This window comes from Vallitalea sediminicola, assembly GCF_054408565.1.
This window is the reverse complement of sequence record NZ_BTPT01000028.1, coordinates 47,419-61,616: the sequence shown is the minus strand read 5'-3', so window position 1 is coordinate 61,616 and position 14,198 is coordinate 47,419. Positions and strand designations below refer to the sequence as shown.

The 14,198-nt window shown below is 31.2% G+C and carries 12 protein-coding genes; 3 read left to right on the top strand and 9 right to left on the bottom strand.

The features are described from left to right. Nucleotides 1-174 precede the first annotated feature (174 nt). Both ACX6CF_RS13110 and ACX6CF_RS13105 read left to right on the top strand, forming a co-directional pair. Nucleotides 175-525, top strand: a complete 351-nt coding sequence (locus tag ACX6CF_RS13110) for a CidA/LrgA family protein (protein ID WP_458785788.1) — start codon at nt 175-177, stop codon at nt 523-525. Continuing rightward, nucleotides 525-1,226: an LrgB family protein gene (locus ACX6CF_RS13105; RefSeq protein WP_458785787.1), complete on the top strand. Its 702-nt coding sequence runs from the start codon at nt 525-527 to the stop codon at nt 1,224-1,226. Before ACX6CF_RS13110 ends, ACX6CF_RS13105 begins: the two co-directional genes overlap by 1 nt. A 116-nt stretch (nt 1,227-1,342) precedes the next feature. Here ACX6CF_RS13105 and ACX6CF_RS13100 read toward each other — a convergent pair whose 3' ends face one another. Both ACX6CF_RS13100 and ACX6CF_RS13095 read right to left on the bottom strand, forming a co-directional pair. Next, nucleotides 1,343-2,704 carry a peptidoglycan DD-metalloendopeptidase family protein gene (locus ACX6CF_RS13100; protein WP_458785786.1) on the bottom strand — a complete coding sequence of 454 codons (1,362 nt, stop codon included), beginning with the start codon at nt 2,702-2,704 and terminating at the stop codon, nt 1,343-1,345. 371 nt (nt 2,705-3,075) lie between these two features. Next, complete coding sequence (locus ACX6CF_RS13095) at nt 3,076-5,283, bottom strand: glycoside hydrolase family 2 protein (RefSeq protein ID WP_458785785.1); 2,208 nt, start codon at nt 5,281-5,283, stop codon at nt 3,076-3,078. A gap of 166 nt (nt 5,284-5,449) precedes the next feature. Here ACX6CF_RS13095 and ACX6CF_RS13090 point away from each other — a divergent pair, with 166 nt between their 5' ends. Then, nucleotides 5,450-6,262, top strand: a complete 813-nt coding sequence (locus tag ACX6CF_RS13090) for an AraC family transcriptional regulator (RefSeq protein WP_458785784.1) — start codon at nt 5,450-5,452, stop codon at nt 6,260-6,262. Between the two features lie 102 nt (nt 6,263-6,364). Here the strand turns inward: ACX6CF_RS13090 and ACX6CF_RS13085 are convergent, their stop codons facing one another. From ACX6CF_RS13085 to ACX6CF_RS13055, 7 genes are all read right to left on the bottom strand, one after another. Next, nucleotides 6,365-6,958, bottom strand: coding sequence for a thiamine phosphate synthase (locus ACX6CF_RS13085; protein ID WP_458785783.1), 594 nt, complete (start codon nt 6,956-6,958; stop codon nt 6,365-6,367). Nucleotides 6,959-6,967: 9 nt separating this feature from the next. Beyond that, nucleotides 6,968-8,122, bottom strand: coding sequence for a 2-iminoacetate synthase ThiH (gene thiH, locus ACX6CF_RS13080; RefSeq protein WP_458785782.1), 1,155 nt, complete (start codon nt 8,120-8,122; stop codon nt 6,968-6,970). A gap of 5 nt (nt 8,123-8,127) precedes the next feature. Next, nucleotides 8,128-8,904, bottom strand: a complete 777-nt coding sequence (locus tag ACX6CF_RS13075; RefSeq protein ID WP_458785781.1) for a thiazole synthase — start codon at nt 8,902-8,904, stop codon at nt 8,128-8,130. A gap of 6 nt (nt 8,905-8,910) precedes the next feature. Further along, nucleotides 8,911-9,714: a sulfur carrier protein ThiS adenylyltransferase ThiF gene (gene thiF / locus ACX6CF_RS13070; RefSeq protein ID WP_458785780.1), complete on the bottom strand. Its 804-nt coding sequence runs from the start codon at nt 9,712-9,714 to the stop codon at nt 8,911-8,913. A gap of 3 nt (nt 9,715-9,717) precedes the next feature. Beyond that, nucleotides 9,718-9,912 carry a sulfur carrier protein ThiS gene (gene thiS / locus ACX6CF_RS13065; protein WP_458785779.1) on the bottom strand — a complete coding sequence of 65 codons (195 nt, stop codon included), beginning with the start codon at nt 9,910-9,912 and terminating at the stop codon, nt 9,718-9,720. A 121-nt stretch (nt 9,913-10,033) separates the two neighbouring features. Continuing rightward, nucleotides 10,034-12,085, bottom strand: coding sequence for a glycoside hydrolase family 31 protein (locus tag ACX6CF_RS13060; RefSeq protein WP_458785778.1), 2,052 nt, complete (start codon nt 12,083-12,085; stop codon nt 10,034-10,036). Nucleotides 12,086-12,178: 93 nt separating this feature from the next. Further along, nucleotides 12,179-14,107, bottom strand: coding sequence for a glycoside hydrolase family 31 protein (locus tag ACX6CF_RS13055; protein ID WP_458785777.1), 1,929 nt, complete (start codon nt 14,105-14,107; stop codon nt 12,179-12,181). Nucleotides 14,108-14,198: the final 91 nt, after the last annotated feature.

The window sequence follows — 14,198 nt, the reverse complement described above, 5'->3', positions numbered from 1 at the left end:
TACATATCAACTTGGATATAATAAAATATTATTTAAATATCTATTGTAGATAGAATATATATTATTAAGAGGTGATTGATATATTTTCTCCAGTAAAAGTAAAAAAATATACGAATATGTAATTGAACAGATTCAAAAAATGATTTTAGATTGTACTCTGAAAGAAGGAAGACTATGAAGTTACTAAGACAATTTGGCATTATAATAGGAATTTTTCTAATTGGTGAGATACTTAATAAGCTCTGTCATATACCTGTTCCTGGTAATATTCTAGGTATGCTGATTTTATTTGCATTACTTAGTCTTAATATTATCAAGGTAGAAACAATTAAAGAAATAAGTGATTTTCTACTAAATCATTTAGCATTTTTCTTTATTCCACCTGGTGTAGCGTTAATATCATCACTTGATACATTAAGTAATATATGGATAAGCTTTTTATTCATTGTAATCATTACTACTATCATAGTAATGAGTGTCACTGGTTTAACTGTTCAGAAAATCATGAAAAGAGGCAAAAAATAATGGAAGATTTCCTAAACAATCCGAGCTTTGGTATATTAATTTCAATTGTCATGTTTGAAATTGGTTTATACATAAATAAGAAAACTAAATTAGCTCTTATGCATCCTCTGTTGATTAGCATTGGGTTAATCATTGGAGTATTATTGTTATTTGATATTCCCTTAGAATTTTATGAAGAAGGCGGAGATATGATATCGTATTTCTTAGGCCCCGCTACAGTAATATTGGCAGTTCCACTTTATAAACAATTTCATCTATTCAAGGAAAATACTAAACCTATTTTAATTGGTATTATCGTAGGTGTAATGACTACAATAACTAGTGTTTTTGTTTTATGCAAAGTATTTGCTTATGAAGATCAATTGTTCTATACTCTTATCCCAAAATCAATAACCACTCCCATTGGTATAGAAGTATCAAGTACAATAGGTGGAATTCCCGCAATAACTGTAGTCGCTATTGTTATAACAGGAATCACTGGTGCAATAATAGCTCCTATAGTAATGAAAATATTTAGAATCAATGATAAAGTAGCAATAGGAATTGCTATCGGTACATCTTCACATGCAGTTGGAACCTCTAAAGCAATGGAAATGGGTGAAATAGAAGGTGCAATGAGCGGATTATCCATAGGATTAGCTGGAATTATTACAGTATTTTTCAGTTCATTATTTGTTAAGATTCTAGAATTATTTATGTAACAATTATAACAAATACATGGAACATACTCTTAAAATATTAAATGTATATATCTAAAAAGCCGAGTAAAGTAACTTTACTCGGCTTAATTATATTTGTTTATGTATAATCTAATTCACTATAAATAACTAGAAGGATTCTTTGGAACTCCATTTTTACGAACTTCAAAATGCACATGTGGTCCAGTACTATTTCCTGTACTACCTGACGCAGCAATAGCTTCGCCTTTTGTAACTTTCTGTCCTTTTTTCACATATAATTTACTGTTGTGTGCATAGTATGTTGTATATCCTTCTCCATGGTCTATCTTTACTAAATAGCCATATCCTCCACTCCATCCAGCGAAATACACTGTTCCTGATTCTGCAGCTTTTACTGTAGTACCTCTAGGAACACCAATATCTATTCCTGTGTGAAATGATCCCCATCTTCTACCAAATGGAGATGTAATTCTACCGTAAACCGGTCTTGAAAAAGTTGGTAATGTTCTTGTTCCAACAACAATTATTGTTTTTGTTGGTTCTTTTATGATTTGCTCAGCTACAATTTCTCTTTCTGATTCCAAACCATTTATACAAGTAATATTAGTTGTTAATTCTTTTATCCCTGGTTCTCCTTGTTGAATTGTTTTCTTGTATGTCTTATATTTACTATTATCTTTTTGATACTCAACAGGACATGCTATACTTTCTTCATATTTAAGTTGTTCTTTTACTTTTACAGATAATAATGGCTTTGGTACCATTAAATTAACTTCTTGTCCAATTTGTATTACAGTATCTTGTTTGAATTGTGGATTTATCTTCAATAATTCTGATAATCCCATTCCATTACCATTTGCTATTTCTGATAATGTATCACCAGATTTTATTTCATATGTAACTTTTTCTTCTGTACTTGATTGAAGTTTATTAACCGCTTCAGCTTTTTGAACAATATTTTTTTGACTAACATAAAGTGTATCTTTCTTAACAGATTCTACAAATGCTACATCTTCAACATTTCCTTGATGTCCGTCTGATATATATCCGTTTTTAACATCTTCCAAAACAGATTCCGCTGTTTGTCCATCTTTGACAACAATCTTGGTTTGTTCATCAATTGATAATACATTAGCTTTTACATAAAAATCATTCTTGTTATATAATAATGTAGTAAATAATCCATCTACCAATTCTTCATCTGTCATAAGTACTTGTTCTTCTTTGTTAACCGGTAAAGTACTAACCAAATCATCTACTAAGACTACAGTATTGAATTCATTCTGCAAACGCATTGTTACATCTTTCATAGCTTGATTAATATTTTCTATATCCTTAATGAATCCTATTTGATTACTTTTATAAGAAACTTTATATATTACTTGAGATTGATCATTCATATTTGCTTGTATTATTACTGTCGCAAAAATCAATGAAAAAAACAAAACAATCACTACAACCGTATTTTTTCCAACAGTCTTCATATTTATGGGGCTCATTTTTTATCCTCCGTATATAAGTTCATTTATTATATCAATTTCTATAATTATTTATAATTATTTCATTATTATCATCATCATTAAATTGTTGAATATTATTTGTTTTTATATGTAAGTTTATTTTTTCTTTGTCTTTTTTCAACACCCTCTTTTCTGTTATCTCCAAAACGTCTAATTTTTTACGATATCTTGTCTAATTCTACATTCGCATGAGTCTCTGTTCATATATTACATAATTATAACATTTAATATCCTATACGTCAAACTTTTGTAACATTTATTTGTAATTTTTTTGTAATATTTTAATGGTTAAAAAAACCTACCTTAGTTTTATATCAATTAAGGTAGGTTTTTGAGAAACTATATTAATTCTATTCAACTGTAATCTTAATTTCATCGGCATCAAATCTAGAAGCTGACGCCTTTACAATGATATTACCTTTTTCTCCTTTTGTCTTGATCCACATTCCAATACATCCACCTATTAAGCTTACTTTATCAGGACCTATGAGCTCTGCTGGACCTTCTATATCAATCTCAATGAATTCATTAATGAACGGTAGTATATTCCCTTTTTGATCCACACATTTATAAACAATCCTAGTAGTATCCCAATCACCACTATCAAGGGTTTCATCATCCACTGTTCCGATCAATTTTGTAGCAATAGGATTTTTGCAGAATTGCTTTTCGATTACTTCTTTATCATTAACATATCCTGTAAATCTGACATCACCCCAAGCACTGCCCCATGTACTTACGTCAGCATCAATTTTTACTGGCGGGTGATCTAAACCTCTATAATTTTCTCTATCTGGGAAATAACTATCAATATATTTGTCTTCAATATACATATCTACTTTATCGCAATTGGTATAAATAATTATTGGAGATATTCCTCCTCCATCTCTTTCACCATTTGCCCATATAGTTGCAGGTTCAAGTACTGGCTCTATTTTTGGATCTTTCTGTGAACGATATGTAGAAGCAGCTAATTTGGGTATACGGAACATATCCATTACTCCATGATAACATATCCTATCACCTGAGCCAAAATCATAATGGGTATTATAATCAAATGCACACCAACATATTAAACCGCTTATTGTACTATCTAGATAAGTTTCATTATGAGCATTAAGATGCCTGTTAGCATGATTGATTAGTCTTTCTTCTTTATCAAATCTTTTAGTAGGATAAATATGTCCTATCTTTTCTGTAACCATATAAGGAACCAAATGTTCTAGACCTGTAATACTTTGCTGACGTCTTTGGTGTATATCGAAGTCATTCATAGTATAAACATCTTCTAACAGTTCGCTATCTGATATACATCTTATTCCGCCTGTCTGTCTGGTATTATCTAAATTATGAGCAATTTCGTTAGTTTTCACATAAAAATCATGGTCATCCCTGGATTCATTGATTCGTACTCCCCATATAATTATGGAAGGATGGTTATAATCTCTTGTAATCATCTCTCTTACATTCTCACAAGCAACTTCTTTCCACGCTTCATCACCAATATGCTGCCATCCTGGAATTTCTTCAAGAACCAAAAGTCCAATCTCATCACAACGATTCAAGAAATGCCTTGATTGTGGATAATGTGAAGTTCTTACAATATTGAGTCCTAAGTCTTTTAGTATCTCTGCATCTTTTTCTTGTGCTCTTTTTGGCATAGCATAACCTATATAAGGAAATGCTTGATGACGGTTAAGTCCCACTAAGTTAAGATGCTTTTTATTAAGATAAAATCCAGTCTCAGTAAATTCAGCAATTCTAAAACCGATTCTTTCTTCCCTTATATCCATGACTTCATTATCCTTCTTTAATGAAATCAAAACGTTATATAGATTAGGATCATTTATATCCCATAAACTGATATCAGTTAATTCTGTTAGTGATATTTGTCCCATAGAATTGCCTGCACTAACTTCTATAGTTTTTTCTATAGTTCTGAATACTTTATTATCCTCATCTGTTAATTTTAATTCTAACATTATAGTTGCTGACATTTTACTATTAATAAAAACATCCGCTTCTAATTTCTTACTTTCGCATAAAACATCTTCAGTACGTATGAATGCATGACTGATATATATATCATCAACTATCCTAAGTGATACTTCTCTATATATTCCACCATAGCAAAGATAATCTATAGTATGTCCAAAAGGAGGTATATCATTTCTTTCTGTAGAATCTACCATTACAGTTAAAACATTATCTTCATTAAATAATACTTTATCTGTAATATCTATTGAGAAAGGAGTATATCCACCTTTATGCTCACCTGCATATTCCCCATTAACAAAACACTTTGCATAAGTCATTACGCCCTCAAAGTCAATGAACAAACTCTTACCTTTACATTTATCATCAATGGAAAAATGTTTTCTATAACAAGAAACAAATTGATAATCTCTCTCATCAAAATAATTATACGGTATTGTTTTATTCGCATGTGGCAACATTACCCTATCAAAAAAAGAATCATCAAATTTATTTTCAATATATTTTTCTTCAAATCTTTCAGTATATAACCAGTCATTATTAAACGATATATTTCTATGCATAATATCTCCTCCTAAAAATCATTCCTTCATTTTATATCAATAAATATAAAACCAATATAACTATATTAATAATATACCAAATATATATTCCCTTGTATATCTAACAATATTATGGTATATATAATTATATGAAACTACTTACTTATATTCTATAGAGGTGAATTTTATGCAGAAGACATTCTTCCCAGTTATATTAGATAAAGATGCTAAATTACCCATTTACTTAACCTCAGCAGGTTGTGAATTTTATCAAGAAAGCATTAATCGTAGATATGGTTTTTCTTCTTATCATTGGATTCAATGTTCTAACGGTAAAGGTGAGGTGATAATCGGTAATGAGCGTATTATCTTAGAAAAAAATATGGGTATGATTATATATAAAGATGAGCCTCATCAATATCGTCCTTTGTCAGAAACATGGCTCACTGATTGGATAACTTTTGATGGATTTGCTGTAAAACAACTATTAAACACTTTGAGTTTCTACAAATCCAACTATTATTATATAAAAGAAATAGATGTAATAAGACAAAAAATAATTGATTGTATTGAAACTGGTAATTCTTATAATAATCATAATCAACTATCTGTAATGAGTTATGATTTTATAATGTCATTACCAGATTATATCATCCATAAGTCCTCCCCATTTCAACTATTGAAAATAGATATGGTTATTGATTTCATTAATGAAAATTATACTAAACCTCTTACCATTGATATCCTCGCTGCACTTATTGACGTAACCCCTCAATATCTATGTAAAATATTTATTGAAAGCACTAACAAAAGACCCTTTGAATATATTAATGAAGTCAGGATACAAAAGAGTAAAGAACTGATGTTAAATACTAATTTGAGCATTAGTAAAATAGGTAACCAAGTAGGTTTTGAAGATGCAAGTTATTATGGTAAGTGGTTTAAGAGAATAGAAAAAATTACACCAGGTGCATTTAGAAAACATTATAAGGGATGTTAGACTATAAATAATAAATATTAGCAGGTATTTTATAGCACTCAGTCTATCTAATTTCATATACCTACTAATATTATATAATATGATCTTATAATTATAAGCTGTTCAAAATTGATTACCACTAAAACTATCTATACACTCAATAGGATCATTACAGGTCATAATCTGAGACATTATACACATTCCCTTTGCACCAGTTTTCAATATCTCCTTCTTCTTATCCTTAGTTATACCTCCAATACCAAATACAGGGATTGAGGTTGAATAACATATTTCTTTTAAAAAGTTAAGACCTCTTGGGGGAACTCCTTGTTTACAATCAGTAGGAAATATATGACCTGCGATTATATATGAAGCACCTAATTTCTGTGCCTCTTTTGCTTCATCTAATGAATGAACGGAAGCACCTATATTAGTAAATCGGTTCAGTTCATTTTTATGTGTTCTAAGAGCAGTCATTGATAAATGAATGTTGGGAATACCTAATTTTATTGCGGTTTCAATGTTATTGTTAATAATTAACTTCACATTATTTTTATTACATATATCTTGTGTTTTTATAGCTAAACATTCATATTCTGAAATATCCATATCCTTTTCCCTTAGCATTATCCCATAAGGTTTTCCTTTAGATATCTCATTTATTCTATCTAAAAAGTTATCTCTGCATAATTTCCTATTAGTTACACAAATAAGCATAATATTCTCCTAAACATAAATATAATCTGTATACACTGGCTGTAATCCTCTATCAAGAATCATATCGTGAATTTCTTTTACGTTACGTGGGTCAGAAATCTCAAATTGTTCATCGCCTTTTTCTTCTTCACCATGACCTCCAACACTTACCTTCACACCTGCAGATATCTTGGTTGCAACCATTCCAATAACATTATTACGAAAACCCGCTCTCTCCCTTGTGGAAATAGTTATTCCTGCGAATGGCATAAAGATACGATGAGCTGTCATTACTTGTAAAAGCTGTTTTTCATGGACATCATTAGGATTATTATCAGCATTATTAATATACGGTCTTAACCTTGGAGTTGAGAATGAAATCTCTGCATGAGGATACTTCCTCTGTACAAGCTGTGCATGTAAGCCTGTTGCAAATGCATCTTTCCTAAAGTCATCTATACCTAATAATGCACCAAAAGATACTCCTCTCATTCCAGCCAATAGTGCTCTTTCTTGCGCATAAAAACGATATGGATATATACGTTTTGTACCACTTAAATGAACTTGTTCATACTTATCTGTATTATATGTTTCTTGGTAAACAGAAACAAAATCCGCACCGCATTTATGGAGATAAGCATATTCGTCTGTATTAAGAGGATAGATTTCTATACCAACTGTAGAAAAGTATTTTGCGGCTAATTTCACAGCTCCTCCAATATACTCCACACTGGAAGTACTACGAGATTCTCCTGTCAGTAATAGAATCTCTTTTAAACCAGTTGAAGCTATGTTTTGCAGTTCTTGTTCTATCTCTTCTAACGTCAACATTCCTCTATGAATTTTGTTCATACAGTTGAAACCACAATAGACACAATGATTTTCACAATAATTAGATATATATAAAGGCGTAAACATAGTCACTGAACTTCCAAAAAACTTTTTAGTATTCTTGGTAGCTTTCTTTGCCATATCCTCTAAGTATGGCATAGCGGCTGGTGATAACAGAGCTGCATAATCCTCTATTGAAATCTGGTCTTTTTCTAATGCTTTCTCAACTTCTCTAGAAGTATAAGTATTATAATCATATTCATTTACTAAGTCCAATACTTTTTCCATTAAATCAGAATCTATAACATCCATTCCTTCTAAATATTTCATATGGTCTACTTTTTGTTTATTCATAATAATCACTCCTCCAAAAATCCAGTTAAAGGGCTAGATGCTTCAGCTTTTTTGTTCAGCACTCTTCCCAACCCTGATAAATATGCTCCTCGTCCTGCTTGTATAGCATGTTTGAATGCTTCAGCCATAGTATATATATCTTTAGCTGTAGCAATTGCAGTATTACACATAACTGCATCAGCACCCATCTCCATTGCTTCACATGCTTGAGAAGGACGTCCTATGCCAGCATCTACAATAATCGGTACTTCGATTTCATCAATTAGTATTTGTATAAAATCTTTGGTACAAAGTCCTTTATTACTACCGATAGGAGATCCTAAAGGCATAATAGTCGCTGCACCAGCATTTACTAATGCTCTTGCTACATTTAGATCTGGATACATATAAGGCATTACTACAAAGCCTTCCTTTGCAAGTATTTCCGTAGCTTTTATTGTTTCATAATTATCTGGCATCAGATATTTCGAATCCTTTATTACCTCTAATTTGATGAAATCACCACAACCAATTTCTCTTGAAAGCCTTGCTATTCTAACTGCTTCAGAAGCATTTCTAGCACCAGAAGTATTTGGTAATAATGTTATACCTTTTGGAATGTAGTCTAATATATTTTCTTGTCCCCCTACATTAGAACGTCTTAATGCAAGAGTTATTATCTCTACATCTCCCTTATTTATAACTGCATCTATCATATCTAGAGAGAATTTACCTGAACCCAATATAAATCTTGAGTTGAATTCATGTCCTCCAATTATTAATTTATCATTCATTTCATACATCCTTTCCTATATATCTTTTATTCCTAGTAATAATCTTAGTATCATATTTGCTTGATGACCTGCACATATATTTACTCTTGGAGCCATTAGTCCTTGTCCGATTTTTGCCTCGCTTTGCAGATCTCCACATACATATAATCGTTTCATGGGATTAATTGTCTTGATTGAATTGGAACTACCATAACCAGCCATACCAGAAGCTGCAACAATCTTGACGTCATCCATCTCTTCCAAAGCTACGTTAACCAGTGTTGACTTTGACTCTGGCTTATCAAAAGCTTCACAAATAATGTCATATCCATTAAAAAGCTTATAAACATTGTCTTTAGTTACTTTTATAGTCTTGATCTTTACTTCAACATAAGGATTTATTTCTTTTATCTGCTGTTTTAATGCTTCTGTTTTAGGCATACCTAAATGACTGATATTATAACACTGGCGATTTAGATTACTTGGTTCAACAATATCAAAATCTACAAGGAATAATTCTCCAATACCCGTTCTTGCAAGCATTATTGCAATGTTAGAACCGAGTCCTCCTAATCCAGCTATAGCCACTTTCCCTTTTTTAATCTTTTTATGTACATTAGGAGTATGTCTTGCCATGAGCATACTCTCTAGTTCATCGCCCTTAACCATAGCACCTTTTGTTATGATACTAAGTATGTCATCCTCTACTAACTTCTTATCTTCTTCTATTTGATAACCGTTTAAAATGATAATATCATTTTCGTTTCCAATTATACTGCGTAGTTCATATGTAGTATTACAATCTATATCAATCCTTTTACCGTTAACTGTTATTTTCATATATCAACCTCCTCCAACAAAGCTGACAACTTCCAGGGTATCATTATTATCAAGCATGATATTCTTATACTCTGTCTTAGGAACAATGTTAGTATTATGTTCAACAGCGATCTTAGTAATATCATAGTTATTGGTACTCAAGAAATCATATAAACTCATATTATCATCAAGGTTAATATCTGTTCCATTAACTCTCATTTTTTCACTCCTTCATGTTTAATCCATAAAAAAAAGCACAAAATGAGATTTACACCCGTGGTGGTGTACCCCATTTCATGCTTAAAAATACGAACCATATTTGATTAATTAGTATTATAGATTATTTTACAACTCCAGTCAAGTCAAAATTAATATTATCAGAATTAGATTGCACTTTTCCATTTTCTACTTTGATGCTTATCATATTATCACTGATATCATAGTCTTTTGACATACCATCATCATGGTATAACTCATAGACTGCGCTGTCCTCAACATATCCTATCAATGTTAAATTATTAGTGTCTAGTTTTTCTGTATTCAAGGCAGGTTCACAAATAGGAATTATATGATTCTTTTTAATAAAGAACACTAGCTCATCTAGAGTTACATCAATATAATGATGACCTTTTTGCAAAATTTCTTCTGTTAATTTTCCATCTTTGACTTTAATCTTCAACATTTCTTCTGGTAGATATACATATCTACCTACTGCGTTTTGCTCATATACAGGTGTAACCATTATACCATCCCCTACCATCAATTGATCTTCTACATGTATTGCAAAAGAATCTGTAGGGTAGTCAAAAGCCAATGGTCTAAAATACATTTCGTCATGTAAAACCGCTTTCATGTATTCACTATAAATATATGGAATAAGCCTATATCTAAAGTCAATGATATTCTTAAAATCTTCAGTTCCTTCAAACTGATAACACTCCTGTTCTCTTATAGAGCACGAATGATTTCTCATCAGTGGAGTAAAAATACCGAATGCTAGCCAACGAAGTACCAAATCTCTAGTAGTATTACAACCGAATCCTCCAATATCTGCACCTGAATAAAGGAATCCACACATATTTAGTGATGGCATCATTTTGATATTCAATAATAAATGAGACCACCATGAATTATTGTCACCAGTCCAGATACCTCCATATCTATGCATTCCAATATAGGAAGAACGAGAAAACATTAATATCCTTTTATTAGGAACTAACCTATCGAATGCTTCTCCTGCTGCTCTAGTCATATTATATCCATATAAGTTATGAAGTTTATCGTGACAAATCATCTCACCATCTATATTATGATAGAATCTTTTATAATCTTCTGGATTGTTCAACAGACCTTTTACAAGATTCTGAAACTCAAAATATGAGTTCACATCTAAATTATCCTCTTTATATTCTTCAATCTTGGTAAATGCCTCATTCAAGCCTTCATCAGAATAAAATATTGCAGGTTCATTCATGTCATTCCAAAAACCCTCTATACCTTGATCTAATAACAACTTATATTGATCTCCAAACCATTTTCTAGCATCTTTATTCAAGAAATCAGGAAAATGTGTTCTTCCTGGCCATACACCAGCTACAAAGTCAGTACCATCTTTTCTTTTACAAAAATAATTGTTGGCTACACCTTCTTCATAGACATTATAACCATCTTCTATTTTAACAGCTGCATCTATAATGGGTACTAAACGTATTCCTTCTTTTTTCATATCAGAAACCAAATTTTCAAAATCTGGAAATCTATCTTTATCTATAGTGAAATCCTTATAATCTTTCATATAGTCAATATCTAAATATATTGAATCTAGAGGAATTTCATTTTTTCTATACTCATTGAATACTTTTCTTACATCTTCTTCATTTCTATATCCCCATCTGCTTTGTTGATATCCAAAAGCCCAATATGGAGGGATGTAGCTTCTTCCTATTAACTGTCTGAATTCTTTTACTATGTCATTAAGATTGTTTCCTTCTATATAATATAGATTAATATCTATTTCAGGTGCCGTTATTTTCAACTCATTTTGTTTGGTATATCCAATGTCAAAAACAATCTTCTGTGGAGTATCAAAAAATAGTCCAAATGTTTTTTCCCCAAAGATTATAATGAAATTATGTGCTCCATATAATGAACTTTTATCTTCTGTATGAAAAGCATCGTCTGAACAATTACTTACATATCTATACCCTCTCTTGTTTATTCCTCTTATGTTTTCTCCAAGACCAAAAACGATATCGTCTTTCATATCATATGTATATGTAAAACCTTCTGTCAATTCTAGTTTACCGTATTTTGGCTTATCATTCTCGATTGGTAATTCTTTAATAACAGCTTCTGTATCAAATGGATTACCATATATAAATCTCTTAATCATTTTATGTCTCCTTATGGTAGTCTATAATATAAACTTTATAGTTATCTTCTAAAAAATGGATACAAAATGTATTTGTGCAATCTTAATCATTACTTATAGATTGTTAATAATTTCAAACTGTACATTACCAGATAACACTTCTGTCTTATTGACTCCATTTTTCCATGTTAATAAAATTTTATTTCCTAAATCATCACTAAAATAATATTCTCCCTCAGGACCAACTAAATAGAAACATAATTTATTGTACTCATCTATGTTATTGCCTACATAGCTACCTAACTTTTTGTCTTCACCTAAATTCAATGCAATACATCCGCCATTACGAACAAAAACTGGTATACGTTCTTTTCCACAATCCATCTTATATTTTTTATTACCAGCTAATGTTTCTCCATTCCATAGATTAGTCCATGTACCCTCTGGTAGATATACCTCTCTATCTGTCTTACCTTCATTTATCACAGGAGCAATTAAGATATCTCCAAGCATAAAACTATCTTCTACATTATATACTACCTCATCATCTGGATAGTCTAACACTAGATGTTTCATCATTGGAATTCCCGTTTCACCGGATTTTTTTGCTTGGTCATATATGTAAGGTAATAAATTCATTCTTAGGTTATAATGGTATCTTAATCTATCTATTAAATCCTCGTCTTGGTAACATAAAGCCATATTCCATGGACTTCTATCATTGGTACCTTTTATACCTGGTAGTATTTCTGAAAACTGCCCACCTACTGGCTCTGAGTGCCATTGCATTACAGGTGTAAATACAGCTAGCTGTGTTGCTCTTTCATATAATTCTAGAGATGGAAGTTCACCTGCAAATCCAGCAATATCGAATCCCCAGAACGGAACACCACTTACGCCTAATGAAATACCAGCCACTATGATATGGCGGAATTCATCCCAAGTTGATTGTTGATCTCCAGCCCATTGCATAGGGAAATTTTGTTGACCTTTATGTCCAGCTCTGCTGAATAGTACTCTGTCTTTACCTATGAAGTTATGATAAGCTTGTACATAACTAGTTGCATAAGCATTTTTCATTTCAATACCTGTCATACCATTATGGGCTTTTATATCATCATCATATACAAATTCTCCACCATCTGTTTTGAATCCATCTACTCCCATATCTAATAAGTGTTGTCTTTTAGAAAACCACCAATTGATTGTTTCTTCATTAGTAAAATCTGGAATCATGGATCCACTGAACCAACGTCCGTTTGGAATAGTATATGGACTTCCATCTGCATTTTTTATGCATAAGCCATTTTCTTTAACATATTTCCAATCTTCTGCATTAACTTCATGGAATTCTCCTTCATCCATTTTCTTGATAATTGGGCATTGCCATAATAATAATTTGATACCTTTATCATGAAGCTTATCAATCATTTCTTTGGGATTTTTCCATTCTCCATTTTCATTCCATCTATAAAATGTAGCTTCGTCACTCCATGCTTCAAGAACCATTACATTGGCAGGGAACTTATGCTTTTCAAGTAAGTCGATCTGCTCCTGCACTAATTCACTAGTATTCCATCTATTAGCAGATATCCATGGTCCGAAACTCCATTTAGGTGTCATGAAAGGTTTTCCCGTCAATTCAACATACTCCCTGATTATATCTTTTGGTTCACCGCTAAAAATATATATTTCAGGGAATTCGTCTAAACTATCTTTTGGAATTGTAATTTTTATTTTATCATCAAAATCAAATTCCATGATGACCCAAGAATCTACATAAACTCCTAATCCTGTATTTGTAAAGAAAAAAGGAATAGGACAATAGCTTATTTCACCTTGATTACAAAATTTCTCATATACATGTGATTGAACAGTTAACCCTTTTTGATTAATCTGATTAAATCTTTCACCCATACCATAAGCTGCTTGGTAATCTATATCAATAGTAATTGTACATTTATCATTTTCTTTCTCTAAGTAAACATAATCTAAATCATCAATATTTAGAGCATTATTTAAGTTATATTTATATGTTTTCATCTTATACTCCTCGTATTTTTTATTTATATTCATATTAATTATTTATATCCCTTTGTACCCACTCAAATTAATAAAGGGGCTGCTATACATT